Raw genomic sequence first — 15,424 nt, 5'->3', positions numbered from 1 at the left:
TGGGTAAGGGGTCCAGCCGATCGTAGCGGCACCCTCGCATCCCGGTCGTCGCGGGGCGGTCCGCCGTGCCGGTACGCTGGTTGCTTCGATGCAGACCCAGGAGGTCCAGTGACCACGACGCCCACCGCTCCGCGCTCGTTCCGAGAGCGTCTCGACGGTTTCTTCGAGATCAGCAAGCGCGGTTCGACCGTCGGAGGCGAGGTGCGCGGCGGCCTCGTGACCTTCGTCGCGATGGCCTACATCGTCATCCTCAACCCGATCATCCTGAGCGGCTCGGCCGACGTCACCGGTGGCCAGCTCGGCTTCGCCCAGGTCGCCGCCGTGACCGCCCTGACCGCCGGCGTCATGACGATCCTCTTCGGTCTCGTGGCGCGGCTGCCGTTCGCCTTCGCGGCCGGACTCGGCATCAACTCGTTCCTCGCGGTCAGCGTCGTCGGTCAGGTCACCTGGGCCGAGGCGATGGGCCTCGTCGTCATCAACGGGCTCATCATCGTCCTGCTCGCGGCGACCGGACTCCGCGCCATGATCTTCAATGCGGTGCCCATCCAGTTGAAGATCGCGATCACGGTCGGCATCGGCCTCTTCATCGCCTTCATCGGCTTCGTCGACGCCGGCTTTGTCCGCTCGACGGGCGCCGGTTCGCCGCCCGTCGGCCTCGGGATCGAGGGCTCGGTCGCCACCGTGCCGACCGCCGTGTTCGTCATCTCCCTGCTGCTCACGGGCGTGCTCGTCGCGCGCAAGATCAAGGGCGCCCTGCTCATCGGCATCGTCGCCTCCACGATCATCGCCATCATCGCCGAGGCCGTCTTCAAGGTCGGCGCCTCCAACGGCGGCGAGAACCCCGGTGGCTGGAACCTCAGCGTCCCGACCCTGCCCACCCAGGTCGTCGGGATCCCCGACCTCAGCCTGCTCGGCCAGGTGAGCTTCGGCGGCTTCGAGCGCATCGGCGTCCTCGCCGCGCTCATGCTCGTCTTCACCCTCGTGTTCACGAACTTCTTCGACGCCATGGGCACGATGACCGGGCTCTCGAAGGAGGCCGGTGTGGCGGACGCCAAGGGCGACTTCCCGCGACTCCGCTCGGCGCTCATCGTCGAGGGTGTCGGTGCGGTCGCCGGTGGCGCGACCTCGTCCTCCTCCTCGACCGTCTTCATCGAATCCGGTGCGGGCATCGGCGAAGGGGCACGGACCGGCCTTGCGAACCTCGTGACCGGCGCGCTGTTCCTGCTCGCCATGTTCTTCACGCCGCTCACGCAGATCGTGCCCTCCGAGGTCGCCGCCGCCGCGCTCGTCATCGTCGGGACGCTCATGATGTCGCAGATCAAGGACATCGTCTGGACCGAGTTCTCGGTCGCGCTCCCGGTGTTCCTGACGGTCGTCGTCATGCCGCTGACGTACTCGATCGCCAACGGCATCGGCGCCGGCTTCATCGCCTGGGTCGTGCTCCGCTCCCTGTCCGGGAAGGCGCGCGAGATCAGCCCGCTGCTGTGGGTCGTCGCAGCCGGGTTCCTCGTCTTCTTCGCCCGCGGACCCATCGAGCAGCTCCTCGGCGTCGCGTCCTGACCGTCCGCGGTCGGCCGCCCTCGGGTGGTCGACCGCGGCGGAGCACGTCGGCGGTGGCTCCTAGACTCGGACCATGACTTCCGACGTCCGTTTCGGTCAGTACCCGGCTCCCGCCAGGGTCATCGTCCATCTGAGCGACCCGCACCTCCTGGCCGACGGCCGACGCCTCTACGACGCGGTCGACGTGCAGGCCAACCTGGAACAGGCCCTCCGTCAGATCGAGCGGATGCAGCTCCGGCCCGACGCGATGGTGTTCACGGGTGACCTCGCGGATCTCGGAGAGGCCGACGCCTACCGTCGACTCCGGGAGCGGGTCGAGCCCGTCGCCGAGCGACTCGGCACCACCATCGTCTGGCTCATGGGCAACCACGACGAACGGTCGGTCATGCGGACGGAGCTCCTCGACCTCCCGGCAGGGGAGCAGCCGCTCGACGCCGTCTGGGACTTCGGCGGCTTGCGCGTCATCGGCCTCGACTCGACTGTCCCGGGGTGGCACCACGGTGAGCTCGAGGACAGCCAGCTGGAGTGGCTGGAGTCGGTGCTGGCCACGCCGGCGCCGCTCGGCAGCATCCTCGCCATGCACCACCCGCCGGTGCCGTCGAGCATCCCGTTCTTCGACATCCTCGAGCTCCGCGACCAGCACCGGCTCGAGGCCGTGCTGCGCGGGAGCGACGTCCGGGCCATCCTGGGCGGCCATCTGCACTACTCCACCTCGAGCACCTTCGCCGGCATCCCCGTCCAGGTCGCCAGCGCGAGTTGTTACTCGATGAACCTCTCGCTCCCGTCCGTGGAGGTGAACGGGATGTTCGGTGGTCAGTCCTTCAACCTCGTGCACGTCTACGACGACCGCATCACCCACTCCACGGTCCCGCTCGGTGACTACACCACCGCCGACACCTTCAGTGCGGCGTTCATCGACCGCATGGCCGCGCTGAGCCCTGCCGAGCGGCTGGAGGCGTTCTCGCGCAAGCGCTGAACCGCAGGCACGGAACCGCAGGCACGGAACCGTCTCGGGTCCAAGACACTGCAGAGGCATCGCGGATCGCACCCGGCTACGCTGGAAGGGACATCCACCCACCAGGCAACGGAGCCACGAGTGACGATCAGCACCACCAGCATCCCCACCACCCTTGGAGCAGACGACGACATGGCGGACAGGACGAACAGCGACGAGACTCGGACGGAGTCGGATTCACTCGGTTCGATGGAGATCCCGGCCGACGCGTACTGGGGCATCCACACGGCACGCGCGCTCGAGAACTTCCCCATCACGAAGCGTCCGATCTCCGTCTACCCCGACCTCGTCGTCGCCATCGCGAGCGTCAAGCAGGCCGCCGCCCGCGCGAACGCCGAGATCGGGGTCCTCGACCCGGCGAAGGCGAACCTCATCGACCGCGCGTGCCAGATCATCATCGACGGTGACTTCCACGAGGAGTTCATCGTGGGCGTGATCCAGGGCGGTGCGGGTACGTCGACGAACATGAACGCGAACGAGGTGATCACGAACATCGCGCTCGAGCTCGCCGGTCATGCCAAGGGTGAGTACCAGTTCCTGCACCCGCTCGACGACACCAACCGGTCGCAGTCCACCAACGACGTCTACCCGACCTCGATCAAGATCGCGCTCGCGTTCTCGCTGCAGTTCCTCCTGACGGAGCTCGGCCTGCTGCGCGACTCGTGCAGCGCGAAGTCCGTCGAGTTCTCCCACGTCCTCAAGGTCGGGCGCACGCAGCTCCAGGACGCCGTCCCGATGACCCTCGGGCAGGAGTTCCACGGGTTCGCCACGACGCTGAACGAGGACTACGACCGCCTCCACGAGACCCTCTGGCTGCTCGCCGAGGTCAACCTCGGTGCCACCGCGATCGGGACGGGGATCACCGCCGACCCGCGCTACGCGGAGGCCGTCGTCCGTCACCTCAACCAGATCACGGGCCTCGCGCTCACCACGGCACCCGACCTCATCGAGTCGACGAGCGACGCCGGCGGGTTCATGTCGTTCAGCGGCACCCTGAAGCGGAGTGCCATCAAGCTCTCCAAGATCTGCAACGACCTGCGTCTGCTGTCGAGCGGTCCGCAGGCCGGCCTCGGCGAGATCAACCTGCCGCCCCGACAGGCCGGATCGAGCATCATGCCGGGCAAGGTCAACCCGGTCATCCCGGAGGTCGTGAACCAGGTGGCGTTCAGCGTCGTCGGCGCCGACATGACGGTCACGATGGCGGCCGAGGCCGGGCAGTTGCAGCTCAACGCCTTCGAACCGGTCATCGCCCACTCGCTGCTGCAGAGCATCGTCTGGATGGCACAGGCGTGCAGGACGCTGCGGGTGAACTGCATCGACGGCATCACGGCGAACGAGGAACGGCTCGAGGTGATGGTCGGTGCGTCCGTCGGCGTCATCACCGCCCTGACCCCGTTCATCGGCTACCAGTCGGCTGCGGCGCTCGCGAAGACCGCGCTGCTCACGGGCCGCAACGTCGCGGACCTCGTGGTCGAGGCCAACCTCATGACGCGCGACGAGGTGACGAAGCAGCTCTCGCCCGCGCGGCTCTCGGGGATCGAGGCCATCACCTCGGCCATCCCGATCATCGACCTGCCGATCCCGGGAGCGGACTCCGACCCGAGCCGCTGACCGACGCGGCTGTACACGACGAAGCCGTCCGGACCAGGGTCCGGACGGCTTCGTCGTGTGCTGTGGGGGAGTCGCTACCCGGCGGTGACCGTGCAGTGCGTCGTGAGCGATCCGACGCCTTCGACGGACACAGTGACGGTCGCGCCGTCGGTCAGGAAGACCTGCGGGTCGCGCGAGTATCCCGCGCCGCCCGGGCTGCCCGTCGAGATGAGCGTTCCGGGCAGGAGGGTCGCGGAGCCCGACAGGTGTTCGATGAGCGTCGCGACGCTGCGGACCATGTGACTGGTCGAGGAGTCCTGGAGCGTCACGCCGTCGAGGACGGTCGAGATGTGGAGGTCCTGCGGGTCGGGGATCTCGTCCGCGGTCACGACGACCGGGCCGGTCGGGGTGAACCCGTCGAAGGACTTGCAGCGTGACCACTGTGCCTCGGAGTACTGGATGTTGCGGGCGGTGATGTCGTTGACGACGGTGTACCCGAACACGTACCCGAGCGCATCGGCCGCATCGACGTCGCGAGCGGCCCGGCCGATGACGACACCGAGCTCCGCCTCGTAGTCCACCTGCTCGCTGATCGCCGCGGGCCAGCTCGTGGTGCCCTCGTGACCGGTGAGCGAGTTCGCCCACAGGCCGAAGATGGTGGGGGCGTTGTCGGTCTTGAGATTGAGCTCCTGCGAGTGCGCCGAGTAGTTGAGCCCGACCGCGAGGATCGTCGGCGGACGGAGGACCGCGGACGCGTGGACGAGCCCGTCGAGGGGTTCTCCGCTGACACCGTGGGCGAGCGACGTCTCGACGAAACTCCGCACGCGGTCCAGCTCGGCGGGGCCGCGCTCGATGAGCTCCTGGAGGTCGCGCGGGGCGTCCTCGAGGATCTCGTCGAGGAACACCGCCCCGGTGTCGCTGATGACGGCGAGTCGGACCCGCGGCTCTGCGGGGGTACTCGGCTGGTGGTCTGTGGCGACGAAATGGGCGAACTTCACCCGTCTACGGTATCGCAGGCGCGTCGGGCGCGGGCGTTGTGGACATACCGGTCCGAGCTGCGGATGCCCGGACACGACGGAACGGGATGCGAGGCGGATCCCCGGGGGACGGCCCCGGACAGACTCATCGCCCGGTGCTGCGGCAATGCCTGCGAGTCGCCCGGGCGATGAGTTGGTCTGTGCCTCCAGCATGCACCCGGGTGCCACGGCCCGCAACCCCCAAGTACCGGGCGCAGCGCCACGACCACCCCACCCGGCGTCGGCCCGGGGCGTCACGCGCTCAGCGAAATCCGCGTGAACCGATCAGGCGGAACTGCTTGGATGGAGTCATGACCGATTCAGCACGCACCAAGCCCGAGGTCGACGCCCCCACGGGCCCGGCCCCCACCGAACTCGTCATCGAGGACATCTTCCTCGGCGAGGGCGACGAGGCCCAGGCCTCCTCGACCGTCGACGTCCACTACCTCGGCGTCGGCTACGACTCCGGCGAGGAGTTCGACTCCTCCTGGAGCCGCGGGCAGTCCATCAACTTCCCGCTGCGCAACCTCATCCAGGGCTGGCAGCACGGCATCCCCGGCATGAAGGTCGGCGGCCGTCGCAAGCTCACGGTCCCGCCGGAGCTCGCCTACGGCCCGGCCGGCAGCGGCCACCAGCTCTCCGGCCAGACGCTCGTCTTCGTGATCGACCTCCTGGGCGTCAAGTAACCATCCGCAGGTCACCCCTCGTCTCTCTCGACCGACGCGTCGCTGAGGCGAGGGGTGTCGCATGTCTCCCAGACCGAACGAGGACCACATGACCACCGCAACCCAGTACGTCGACCGCCTGACGGCGACCATTCCGGACTTCCCGACGCCCGGCATCCTGTTCCGCGACCTGACCCCGGTCTTCGCCGACGCCGACGCCTTCCGCGCGATCATCGACGAGCTGGCGGCGCGCTTCGAGGGTCGCTTCGACGCGGTCGCCGGTGTCGAGGCCCGCGGGTTCCTGCTCGCCGCGGCGGTCGCGTACGCGACGCACACGCGGCTGGTCCCCATCCGCAAGGCGGGCAAGCTGCCGGGTGAGGTGCTCCGCGAGGACTACGGACTCGAATACGGCGCCGCCGCCCTGGAACTGCGCACTGAGCAGCTACCGGCCGGGACGCGCGTGCTCATCCTCGACGACGTGCTCGCGACGGGCGGCAGCTGCGGTGCGGCGGTCAACCTCATCGAGCGCGCCGGATACGAGGTGGCAGGGCTCGGGCTGGTGCTCGAGCTCGAGGGACTGCCCGGCCGGGCCTCGCTCAGCGGTCGCGACGTCTTCTCGATCGCCACGGCCCCCGCCTAGGCGCTACGGGGTCGGCGTCCTGGCGTCGTAGCGCCGGAAGGCCCCCTGGACGCGGACGAGCGTCCAGACGAGCACGACGACCAGGAGTCCGCCGGCGAGCGCCGGTACCCAGAGCGCGAAGGCCGAAGCCGCGAGGCCGATGTAGAGGTCGCCGACGCGGGGTCCGCCGGTCACGACGACGGTGAAGAGGCCCTGCAGCCGGCCTCGGACGGCATCGGGCACGGCCGCCTGGAGGATCGTCATCCGGAAGATCGAGCTGATGTTGTCGGCCGCTCCGGCGACGGCGAGAGCGATCGCCGCGATCACGATGGCGGGGAGGTTCACGTCGGCCGCATCGTGCGTCGCCGTTCCGGAGAACGTGACCCAAGCGAGGACCGCGCCGAAGCAGGCGATGGCGAGCCCGTAGGCGATGATGGCCCGCTCGATGGCGCGGCCCTGGCGGTCGATCCGGCCGAGTCGTCCGGAGACGAGGCTCGACAGCAGGGTGCCGACCGCGCCGGCCGCGGTCAGGACCCCGACGGTGATCGCGCCGCCGCCGAGCAGCAGGGTGCCGACGGCGGGGTAGAGCACCCGTGGGTTGCCGAACGTCATCGCGACGATGTCGACGACGAACGTCATCCGGACGTTGGGGGCCGTCCGGAGGAAGGTCCAGCCGTCGACCAGGCTCGCGAGGCCCGGAAGTCGACTGACGCCGCCTTCGGGCAGGATCTTCGGCAGCGACGCGATCCCGAGGAAGGCGGCGACGAACAGCACGACGTCGATCGTGTAGGTCCAGCGGAATCCGACACTGGCCACGAGGACGCCGGCGAGTGCGGGACCGACCGTCACCATGACCCCTGCGGCGATGCCGGACAACGCCGCGGCGGACGGCAGCAGGCGGGCTGGCAGCAGCCGGGGGAGGATCGCCTGCCGCGTCGTCCCGACGATGGTCGTCGACACGGCGTTGATCGTCGTGAGGAGGTACAGCGGCCAGACCACCTCCGAACCGCTCCAGGCGAGCACCGCGATGATCGCCGTGGACACCCACGTGACCACGGCGGCCGTCAGGGCGACCGTGCGTCGGTCGAACGCGTCCGCGAGCATGCCGCCGTAGAGCCCGAAGCAGATCATCGGGATGAGCGCGATGACGCCCACGAGCGAGACGGCGAACGTCGACGCGGTGAGGTCGTAGACCTGGAGGCCGACGGCGACGATGGTCATCTGGCCGCCGATCCCGGTGATCGCCCCGCCGATCCACAGCCGGGCGAAGGCCGGACTCTCCCGGAGTGGACTCAGATCGACGAGGAGCCCGCGCCGCCCGGATCCGGGTGCAGCGCTCACCGGGGCATCGGGTGACGGGATGGAGCGCGCTCAGACATGCACCTCAGCCTACGCGCGTCGCGGCAGGGCTCCGCGGTGAGGGCAGGGGCTGCCCGGAGTCGGTTGTCAGCGCCCTCGGGCAGGATGGAGACATGCGTCTCTGGTCGATCCATCCCCGGTACTTCGACGCCCAGGCGCTGACATCGTCCTGGCGTGAAGGGCTGATCGCCCAGCGGGTCCTGCAGGAGCCCGGATCGAGCCTCCGTGCACACCCGCAGCTCCAGCGCTTCCTCGAGGCCGACGAACCGTTGGAGGCGATCGCGGCCTACCTCAACGGTGTCGCCGACGAGGCGCAGGAGCGCGACATCGTCTTCGACCGTGCGCGTGTCGTCGCCTCCGGCGTCCTCCCGGAGCCCCTCGTCGTGACCGACGGCCAGCTCGACTACGAATGGGGCAACCTGCGGCGACACCTGCTCGGACGCAGCCCGGACGTCGCGTCCCGATGGGCGAAGGTCTGGCGACCGCAGCCGCACCCGGTGTTCGTCGTCGTCGGTGGTGGCGTCGCCTCATGGGAACTCGCCTGAGGTCCTGACGGCCCGAGGACCCTGCCGAGGTCGGTCAGGACCGAGCTGCTCGACGGCTGCCGTCCGACCCACTACCGTTGCCGCATGGGCAGACACGCTGATGTGGGAGCCGCGCCGCTCTCGGCGACCGGCACGGTGGTGCGGCTGCGGCCGGACCTCGAGGAGGCGATCGACGACGCCGGTCGATTGTCGTTCTTCCGCGGCCTGCCGAACAGTGCACAGCGGGAACTCGCGATGTGGGTGGAGCGGTCCGACGACGCGCACCGGGATGCACGGATCGAAGCGGTCATCGAGTTGCTCGCCCAGCGGGCCGTGGAACTCCGGACGGCCGCTCCTGCGCGTACCGCGGGTGGTCAGCGGCGCTGACGGACACGCGTCGGCGCTCCAAGGGTGCCGGTAGGGCTCAGAACCCGAAGTCGCCGCCGCCACCGAAGTCGCCGCCGCCACCGAAGTCGCCGCCGCCACCGAAGTCGCCGAATCCACCGTCACCCCAGCCACCGCCGTCGGCGGAGCTGTCGGCTGCGGAGGCGTCTGTCGCCGCGCCGTCTCCCGCCCCTGCCTCGGCACCGCTCTGATCGGTGCCACCGGCATCGGTCCCGACGGTGTCCGGGATGAACGCCTGCGCGATGGCCGAACCGACCACGACACCGGCGATGGTGCCGAGCATGGAGCTGGCCAGCATGCCACCGAAGCCCATCCCGCCGCCCTGCGGACCGAGGTTGCGCTCGAGGGTCCCAGGCTGCCGCACCTCGGCCCGGGTGGCCGAACGCGCGAGGGCCTTGGGGGAGTCGTCGGCCGGTGCCTCACCGGTCGGGGCGTCCTCCGACAACTGTCGGTACAGGATGCCCCGCTGCTCGGGGGTGAGCTTCGTGAAGGCCTCTTCGTGGACCTGTTCGATGGTCTCCGGCGGCGCGGTCCGCAGGAGGTAGCGGTAGCGTTCCACGGCGATCTCGTCCTCCGTCCGCGCGCGGGCCGGAGCCGGGCTCCCGCCGGCCGTCGCCTGGACAGGTCCATCGGACTCGGGGCGTCCGAGCAGTCGATCGAGGAATCCCATGCTGTGCTCCTTCACGGTCGCGGGCGTCCAGCGTACGCGTCAGGTGTGGCATCTGGCTTGGATCGCCCTGGGAATCCACTGCGGTCGCCGAGGCGGAATATGTCAGGCCGTCCGAGCGCTGCACCCTGATGCGTCTGTCGCCGTTCGGCAGCGCGACGAAAGGTGACCATGCGACTCTCGATACTGGATCTCATCCCCGTCCGCACCGACCAGGACACCGCGGCTGCCCTCGCAGCGACGATCGCCCTGGCGAAGCGCGCCGACGAGCTGGGGTACCACCGGTATTGGGTGGCCGAGCACCACAACATGCCGTCCGTCGCATCGACGAACCCCGCGGTCGTCATCGGCATCCTGGCCGCCGCCACGCAGCGGATCCGGGTCGGCTCCGGCGGCGTGATGCTCCCGAACCACGCGCCGCTCGTCGTCGCCGAGCAGTTCGCGCTCCTCGAGGCCTCCGCGCCCGGTCGCATCGACCTCGGCCTCGGCCGGGCGCCGGGCAGCGACCCCGTCATCTCCGCGGTGCTCCGCCAGTCCGGCAACACGAGCGACGTCGACCGGTTCCCGAACAACGTCCAGGACATCGTCGCCCTCCTCGGCGTCGACGGTGCGAGCGTGCGGATGACCTCCGGCGAGGAGTACGCCCTGCGGGGAACGCCGAAGGCCGGCAGCGTGCCGGACGTGTGGTTGCTCGGTTCGAGCGACTACTCGGCGGCGCTCGCCGCAGCACTCGGACTGCCCTACGTCTTCGCGCACCACTTCTCCGGCCAGGGGACGGCTCGGGCCCTTGAGCTCTACCGGTCCAGTTTCCAGCCGTCCGCACATCTCGACGCGCCTCGCACCTTCCTGACCGCGAACGCCGTGGTCGCCGACACGGCCGCCGAGGCGGAAGCGTTGGCGCTCCCCAACCTGCAGCAGATGGCGAGACTGCGTTCCGGCAAGCCGCTGGGACCCATCGCGACCGTCGAAGAGGCCGCCGCGACCGAGCAGAGCGATCTCGAGCTCGGTTTCGTCGAGCAGATGCGCGCTGCCTGGATCATCGGCGACGCCGACCAGGCTGCGGCGGAGCTGCAGGGTCTCGCCGACCGCTTCGGTGTCGACGAGGTCATGGTGTCGCCCGTCGGGTCTGCACGGGAGGGCACGCCGTCGAACTCGGCGCCCGCACGTGAGCGGACGATCGAACTGCTGGCGGAGCGCTTCCCGCAGCACTGACGCCGTCGGCGTCACGCGACTGGCGAGGAATCGTCAGTCGCGTGGCGGCTGGACGGCGCGCACTCGTTCGACGAGTTCCTGCCAGGGACCGGTGAGCTGCTGCTCGCCGAGGGTGGCCTCCTTAGGCGCACATCTGATGCGGTAGACGTACCGATCCGGGACCGGTGGTCCTTGTGGGGTGTCGTCCCACGGGAGGCGGTCGAGCAGGACGATCCACCGGTCGACGTCGGGCTGCTCGTCGACGACGACCTCCCAGCGTCGGGTGAGACCGGCTACACCGCCGCTCCTCGTCACCGTGACCTTCATGCCGCGATGCTACTCCGCGAGCCCGGGCGCTGCCACGACGCTCACGCGGACGGCTCGATGCCGACGAGCGCCCACGCCTGCCCGACCGCGGTGTGCTCCTCCGAGTCCACACCGAACCTGGCGGCGGCCGCAGCGATCGTCGCCGCGGCGAAGGTCGCGAAGTCGGCGCGCTCCGACAGGCCACCGACGAGGGTGTCGTACCAGATGAGCCCCGCACGCTCCCAGGCGTTGCCGCCGAGGGCGACGGCGAGCGTCGCGAACGCCCGGTTTGGGATGCCGGAGTTGAGGTGGACGCCTCCGTTGTCGTCGGTCGTCTCGATGTAGTCGTCGAAGTGCGCCGGCTGCGGGTCCTTGCCGAGGACGTCGTCGTCGTAGGCCGTGCCCGGGGCGAGCATGGAACGCAGTGCGTTGCCCTCGACCTCGTCCGTGAAGAGCCCTTCGCCGATGAGCCAGGACGCCGATGCCGCGTCCTCGCCGCGCGCGTGCTGTTCGACGAGGGCGCCGAAGACGTCGGACACGTGTTCGTTGAGCGCTCCGGGCTGCCCCTCGTAGACGAGGTTCGCCGTGTACTGCGTCACGCCGTGGGCCAGCTCGTGGCCGATGACGCTCAAGGAGCTCGTGAAGCTGCGGAAGACCTCGCCGTCGCCGTCGCCGAAGACCATCTGCTCGCCGTTCCAGAACGCGTTGTCGTAGTCGTCGCCGTAGTGCACCGTGGCGAGCAAGGGCAGCCCGCGGCCGTCGATGGAGTCGCGCGCGAACGCCTCGGCGAAGAGGGCGTGGGTGTCTCCGAGGCCGTCGTAGGCGGCGGAGACCGCGGCGTCGGTGGTGGCGGGCTCACCCTCCGAGCGGACGAGCGTGCCCGGGAGGGTCTCGGTCCGCCGGGCGTCGTGGATGCTGCGCTGCGGGGCGCTGACCGGACGCTTGCCAGCCGTGGCGCTGCGCACAGGGCCGGTGGCCCGCTCCGAGCCGGGCTCGGGGAAGCGGTATGGTCGCGTGGCGAGCAGCGAGTACCGCGCGGCACTGGCGGCACGCGCCAGCTGCGGAGCGTCGAGTTCGGCGATGCGCTCGAGCAACCAGGGTGGGACGATGCCGCACACGTGCCGAGGGGCCGGTGTCGGCATGCTGGACGAAGGGTTCGGTGAGCCGTTCATGCGGTGATCCTGCCATAGCCCGCCGACACGGCGTACGGCTCGCGCGGCGCGCTGTGGACAGAATGCCGAACGGGCCGGGAATAGCGCGGGCGTGAACGCCGTTGTCCTGAATATCCATGCAAACGCATGAAAGAACGAGTGGGAGCGCATGATGCAATTCGGAATCTTCACGGTGGGGGATGTCACCACCGACCCGACCACCGGGATCACGCCCACCGAGCACGAGCGCATCGAGGCGATGGTCGCGATCGCTGTGAAGGCTGAGGAGGTCGGTCTCGACGTCTTCGCGACCGGCGAGCACCACAACCCGCCCTTCGTCCCGTCGAGTCCCACGACCATGCTCGGCTACATCGCGGCGAAGACCACGGACCTCATCCTCTCGACGAGCACGACGCTCATCACCACGAACGACCCGGTGAAGATCGCCGAGGACTACGCCATGCTGCAGCACCTGGCCGGCGGCCGGGTCGACCTCATCATGGGCCGCGGCAACACGGGGCCCGTCTACCCCTGGTTCGGCAAGGACATCCGCGAGGGCATCAACCTCGCGATCGAGAACTACGCGTTGCTCCACCGCCTCTGGCGAGAGGACTACGTCGACTGGCAGGGCCAGTTCCGCACCCCGCTGCAGGGCTTCCAGTCCACGCCGCGACCGCTCGACGGCGTGCCGCCCTTCGTGTGGCACGGCTCCATCCGGAGCCCCGAGATCGCCGAGCAGGCGGCCTACTACGGCGACGGCTTCTTCGCGAACAACATCTTCTGGCCGAAGGAGCACTACATGCGCCTCATCCAGCTGTACCGTCAGCGGTTCGAGCACTACGGACACGGTACGGCCGCGCAGGCGATCGTCGGACTCGGCGGCCAGGCGTTCATGGCGAAGAACTCGCAGGACGCCGTCGCCCAGTTCCGGCCGTACTTCGACAACGCCCCCGTGTACGGTCACGGGCCGACGCTCGAGGACTTCACCGAGCAGACGCCGCTCACCGTCGGCAGCCCGCAGCAGGTCATCGACCGGTACGCCGGGATGCGCGAGACCTTCGGCGACTACCAGCGTCAGCTGTTCCTCATGGATCACGCCGGGCTCCCGCTCGCGACGGTGCTCGACCAGCTCGAGATCCTCGGCGGCGAGGTCGTGCCGGTGCTACGCAAGGAGTTCGCGAAGGATCGTCCGGCCGACGTGCCGGAGGCGCCGACGCACACGTCGATGGTCGCGGCCGCTGAGGCGGAACTCGCTTCGCGCTCCGGTGCGGTCGAGACGAGCCGGGTCGCATCCGGTTCGGCGTTCGGCGCGGCGGCGGTCGGGGCGACCCGATGACCGCGAAGCGCACGCTCGCCGTCGTGTCGGCCGGCCTCAGTCAACCGTCGTCCACACGCCTCCTCGCCGACCGCCTCCGCGACGCCACCGTGGCGCGCCTCGAGCAGGACGGGTACGAGGCCCGGACGACGTCGATCGAGCTGCGCGACCTCGCGCAGGACATCACGAACAACCTGCTGACCGGGTTCCCCAGTCCACGGTTGTCCGAGGCGATCGAAGCCATGACCGCCGCCGACGGCGTGATCGCGGTGACGCCGATCTTCTCCTCCAGCTACTCCGGTTTGTTCAAGTCGTTCTTCGACGTGGTGGAGCCGACCGCCTTGACCGGGGTGCCCGTCGTCCTCGGTGCGACGGGTGGGTCGGCCAGACACTCCCTCGCCCTCGAATACGCCGTGCGTCCCTTGTTCGCCTACTTGCGGGCGGTGACCGTGCCGACCGCCGTGTTCGCGGCCTCCGAGGACTGGGGGTCGGGCGACGCGCAGGTCGGTGCCCTGCCGGCGCGGATCGACCGTGCGGCCGGCGAGTTCAGCGCACTCGTGGCGGCCTCGGACCGTTCCGGGCGCCTGGACGACCCGTTCGCGCTCGATCGCCCGTTCTCCGAGCTGCTCGGCGGTCTCGGGGCCTGATCGGACGACTCCGTCCGACCGCCCCGATGCGGGCGGGGACCGCCCGGTGCGGTCCCCGCCTCCGTCGTTCCCAGGCTCGGCGCCCCGGTCTTTGGGATACTGGTGGCGTGCGTCGCCGTCCGGCGTCGCCGGAGGGAGTGGTGGCCAGGTGATCCCCGGAGCGCGTCGACTCGGTCCGCTGCTGCAGCGTGCCGCTCGTGCCGCGGCGCTCGCCGTGGTGGCGGTGTCGCTCGGCGCCGGATCCGTCGTCCTGCCGCTCGCCGCGTCAGCTCCGGCTTCAGCCGCCGGCACCGGCACGATCGAGAGCCCGACCGACGGCGACACCGTCTACCGCGTCGACTACACCCTGGACGGTGAGCAGGTCAGCGGATTCGACGTCACCGGCACCGCCGACCCGGGTGCCGACGTCGTGCTGTCCTACTGGCGCTCGATCGACCTCTACGACTCGGCGAAGGCCTGCTTCAGCAGCTCCACGGCCGACGACGCGTCCTGCGACCTGCAGTCCACCGGCGGGACGGGGGCGACCGAGTTCCGCTTCGACGGTCAGCCGATCGAGATCGGGAGCGACGGCGGATGGTCCACCAGGATCAACATGACCCAGTGGCTGCGCGGTGCGGACGCGGGGGAGTACGACATCACCCTCGCCCTCGTGTCGACGAACGCCGACGGCGGGGCCACGCTCGGCGACCCCGTCCGGCTCGTCTACGACTCCACGACGACCGCCGAGGCGGCCGAGGCAGCGGCTGAACCCGCGCCGAACGCCGGTGCCGGACCGCCGCTCTGGGTCTGGTTGCTCCTCGCCTTCCTGGTCCTGGACCTCATCGCGCTCGCCCTCATCCTCGTGCTGCGTCGCCGACGCCGGGTCGCAGCCAGCGAAGCGGAGGAACGGGCGAACGCGAAGCGGCGCTCGACGCATCGCGAACCTCCCACGCTCTGAACCTGCTAGAATCACAAGGTTGCCGTCGAACGGCCGCGGATCAAGAGAGCCCACGCATCAGGCGACGGGCACCGCGCAACGAACAGAGAGGGGATCACCACTATGGCGCTTGAAGGAGACCGTAAGAAGGCGATCATCGAAGAGTACGCAACCCACCCAGGTGACACCGGATCCCCCGAGGTCCAGGTGGCGGTCATGACCCGCCGCATCAAGGACCTCACCGAGCACCTCAAGGAGCACAAGCACGACCACCACTCGCGTCGTGGCCTGCTGCTCCTGGTCGGACAGCGTCGCCGCCTCCTCGGCTACCTCCAGGCCGTCGACATCGAGCGCTACCGCTCGCTGATCGAGCGCCTCGGACTCCGCCGCTAGGCAGCACTCTGAAGCCTCCGCCAGCTCACGAGACCCACGGTCCCTGAGCCTGTCGAAGGGCGCTGACACCGCGAGCTTCTTCGTG

Annotated in this window: 17 protein-coding genes; 12 read left to right on the top strand and 5 right to left on the bottom strand. The window is 69.7% G+C overall.

Going from position 1 to position 15,424, the window contains the following annotated elements; genetic code table 11:
• Positions 1-108: 108 nt before the first annotated feature.
• From GV015_RS15050 to GV015_RS15040, 3 genes are all read left to right on the top strand, one after another.
• Positions 109-1,560 (top strand): NCS2 family permease, encoded by a 1,452-nt coding sequence (locus GV015_RS15050; RefSeq protein WP_159879115.1) that lies wholly within the window; start codon positions 109-111, stop codon positions 1,558-1,560.
• Positions 1,561-1,633: 73 nt separating this feature from the next.
• The gene (locus GV015_RS15045; protein ID WP_159879113.1) at positions 1,634-2,536 is read left to right on the top strand and encodes a phosphodiesterase; all 903 of its coding nucleotides are present in this window, start codon (positions 1,634-1,636) and stop codon (positions 2,534-2,536) included.
• Between the two features lie 171 nt (positions 2,537-2,707).
• On the top strand, positions 2,708-4,186 hold the full coding sequence (locus tag GV015_RS15040; protein ID WP_159880323.1) for an aspartate ammonia-lyase: 1,479 nt from the start codon (positions 2,708-2,710) through the stop codon (positions 4,184-4,186).
• A 74-nt stretch (positions 4,187-4,260) separates the two neighbouring features.
• Here the strand turns inward: GV015_RS15040 and GV015_RS15035 are convergent, their stop codons facing one another.
• Positions 4,261-5,163 carry a fumarylacetoacetate hydrolase family protein gene (locus tag GV015_RS15035; protein WP_370281973.1) on the bottom strand — a complete coding sequence of 301 codons (903 nt, stop codon included), beginning with the start codon at positions 5,161-5,163 and terminating at the stop codon, positions 4,261-4,263.
• A 329-nt stretch (positions 5,164-5,492) separates the two neighbouring features.
• Here GV015_RS15035 and GV015_RS15030 point away from each other — a divergent pair, with 329 nt between their 5' ends.
• Both GV015_RS15030 and GV015_RS15025 read left to right on the top strand, forming a co-directional pair.
• Positions 5,493-5,867: an FKBP-type peptidyl-prolyl cis-trans isomerase gene (locus GV015_RS15030; protein WP_064294480.1), complete on the top strand. Its 375-nt coding sequence runs from the start codon at positions 5,493-5,495 to the stop codon at positions 5,865-5,867.
• 88 nt (positions 5,868-5,955) lie between these two features.
• Entirely contained in the window at positions 5,956-6,486 is a 531-nt protein-coding gene (locus GV015_RS15025; protein WP_124769542.1) for an adenine phosphoribosyltransferase, read from the top strand.
• Between the two features lie 3 nt (positions 6,487-6,489).
• Here the strand turns inward: GV015_RS15025 and GV015_RS15020 are convergent, their stop codons facing one another.
• Positions 6,490-7,806 carry an MFS transporter gene (locus GV015_RS15020; RefSeq protein WP_201299395.1) on the bottom strand — a complete coding sequence of 439 codons (1,317 nt, stop codon included), beginning with the start codon at positions 7,804-7,806 and terminating at the stop codon, positions 6,490-6,492.
• 131 nt (positions 7,807-7,937) lie between these two features.
• Here GV015_RS15020 and GV015_RS15015 point away from each other — a divergent pair, with 131 nt between their 5' ends.
• Positions 7,938-8,369, top strand: coding sequence for a pyrimidine dimer DNA glycosylase/endonuclease V (locus tag GV015_RS15015; RefSeq protein WP_079707123.1), 432 nt, complete (start codon positions 7,938-7,940; stop codon positions 8,367-8,369).
• Between the two features lie 84 nt (positions 8,370-8,453).
• Positions 8,454-8,735 (top strand): YdeI/OmpD-associated family protein, encoded by a 282-nt coding sequence (locus GV015_RS15010; RefSeq protein WP_079707121.1) that lies wholly within the window; start codon positions 8,454-8,456, stop codon positions 8,733-8,735.
• 37 nt (positions 8,736-8,772) lie between these two features.
• Here the strand turns inward: GV015_RS15010 and GV015_RS15005 are convergent, their stop codons facing one another.
• Complete coding sequence (locus GV015_RS15005; RefSeq protein ID WP_159879109.1) at positions 8,773-9,423, bottom strand: hypothetical protein; 651 nt, start codon at positions 9,421-9,423, stop codon at positions 8,773-8,775.
• Positions 9,424-9,591: 168 nt separating this feature from the next.
• On the opposite strand from GV015_RS15005, the gene GV015_RS15000 reads away from it, so the two are divergent.
• Positions 9,592-10,632, top strand: coding sequence for an LLM class flavin-dependent oxidoreductase (locus GV015_RS15000; RefSeq protein WP_064294475.1), 1,041 nt, complete (start codon positions 9,592-9,594; stop codon positions 10,630-10,632).
• A gap of 33 nt (positions 10,633-10,665) precedes the next feature.
• Here the strand turns inward: GV015_RS15000 and GV015_RS14995 are convergent, their stop codons facing one another.
• Together GV015_RS14995 and GV015_RS14990 are read right to left on the bottom strand one after the other, a co-directional pair.
• Positions 10,666-10,938, bottom strand: a complete 273-nt coding sequence (locus GV015_RS14995) for a protealysin inhibitor emfourin (protein WP_064294474.1) — start codon at positions 10,936-10,938, stop codon at positions 10,666-10,668.
• 41 nt (positions 10,939-10,979) lie between these two features.
• Positions 10,980-12,089: a M4 family metallopeptidase gene (locus tag GV015_RS14990; protein ID WP_236555486.1), complete on the bottom strand. Its 1,110-nt coding sequence runs from the start codon at positions 12,087-12,089 to the stop codon at positions 10,980-10,982.
• A gap of 151 nt (positions 12,090-12,240) precedes the next feature.
• Between GV015_RS14990 and GV015_RS14985 the strand changes: the two genes are divergently transcribed.
• The 4 genes from GV015_RS14985 to rpsO all read left to right on the top strand — a co-directional run bounded on the left by GV015_RS14985 (position 12,241) and on the right by rpsO (position 15,339).
• Positions 12,241-13,404 (top strand): LLM class flavin-dependent oxidoreductase, encoded by a 1,164-nt coding sequence (locus tag GV015_RS14985; RefSeq protein WP_159879107.1) that lies wholly within the window; start codon positions 12,241-12,243, stop codon positions 13,402-13,404.
• On the top strand, positions 13,401-14,030 hold the full coding sequence (locus GV015_RS14980) for an FMN reductase (RefSeq protein ID WP_159879105.1): 630 nt from the start codon (positions 13,401-13,403) through the stop codon (positions 14,028-14,030). Before GV015_RS14985 ends, GV015_RS14980 begins: the two co-directional genes overlap by 4 nt.
• Before the next feature lie 148 nt (positions 14,031-14,178).
• Positions 14,179-14,967, top strand: a complete 789-nt coding sequence (locus tag GV015_RS14975) for a hypothetical protein (RefSeq protein WP_159879103.1) — start codon at positions 14,179-14,181, stop codon at positions 14,965-14,967.
• A gap of 102 nt (positions 14,968-15,069) precedes the next feature.
• Positions 15,070-15,339, top strand: a complete 270-nt coding sequence (gene rpsO, locus GV015_RS14970) for a 30S ribosomal protein S15 (RefSeq protein ID WP_056012204.1) — start codon at positions 15,070-15,072, stop codon at positions 15,337-15,339.
• Positions 15,340-15,424: the final 85 nt, after the last annotated feature.

The organism is Plantibacter sp. T3 (assembly GCF_902506515.1).
GTDB classification, from domain to species: domain Bacteria; phylum Actinomycetota; class Actinomycetes; order Actinomycetales; family Microbacteriaceae; genus Plantibacter; species Plantibacter auratus.
This window is presented reverse-complemented; position numbering and strand designations above follow the sequence as displayed.

Coding starts and splice junctions, on each gene's coding strand:
- GV015_RS15045 (WP_159879113.1), top strand. CDS start 1,634: ATGACTTCCGACGTCCGTTTCGGTCAGTACCCGGCTCCCGCCAGGGTC.
- GV015_RS15040 (WP_159880323.1), top strand. CDS start 2,708: ATGGCGGACAGGACGAACAGCGACGAGACTCGGACGGAGTCGGATTCA.
- GV015_RS15030 (WP_064294480.1), top strand. CDS start 5,493: ATGACCGATTCAGCACGCACCAAGCCCGAGGTCGACGCCCCCACGGGC.
- GV015_RS15025 (WP_124769542.1), top strand. CDS start 5,956: ATGACCACCGCAACCCAGTACGTCGACCGCCTGACGGCGACCATTCCG.
- GV015_RS15015 (WP_079707123.1), top strand. CDS start 7,938: ATGCGTCTCTGGTCGATCCATCCCCGGTACTTCGACGCCCAGGCGCTG.
- GV015_RS15010 (WP_079707121.1), top strand. CDS start 8,454: ATGGGCAGACACGCTGATGTGGGAGCCGCGCCGCTCTCGGCGACCGGC.
- GV015_RS15005 (WP_159879109.1), bottom strand. CDS start 9,423: ATGGGATTCCTCGATCGACTGCTCGGACGCCCCGAGTCCGATGGACCT.
- GV015_RS15000 (WP_064294475.1), top strand. CDS start 9,592: ATGCGACTCTCGATACTGGATCTCATCCCCGTCCGCACCGACCAGGAC.
- GV015_RS14995 (WP_064294474.1), bottom strand. CDS start 10,938: ATGAAGGTCACGGTGACGAGGAGCGGCGGTGTAGCCGGTCTCACCCGA.
- GV015_RS14990 (WP_236555486.1), bottom strand. CDS start 12,089: ATGAACGGCTCACCGAACCCTTCGTCCAGCATGCCGACACCGGCCCCT.
- GV015_RS14985 (WP_159879107.1), top strand. CDS start 12,241: ATGCAATTCGGAATCTTCACGGTGGGGGATGTCACCACCGACCCGACC.
- GV015_RS14980 (WP_159879105.1), top strand. CDS start 13,401: ATGACCGCGAAGCGCACGCTCGCCGTCGTGTCGGCCGGCCTCAGTCAA.
- rpsO (WP_056012204.1), top strand. CDS start 15,070: ATGGCGCTTGAAGGAGACCGTAAGAAGGCGATCATCGAAGAGTACGCA.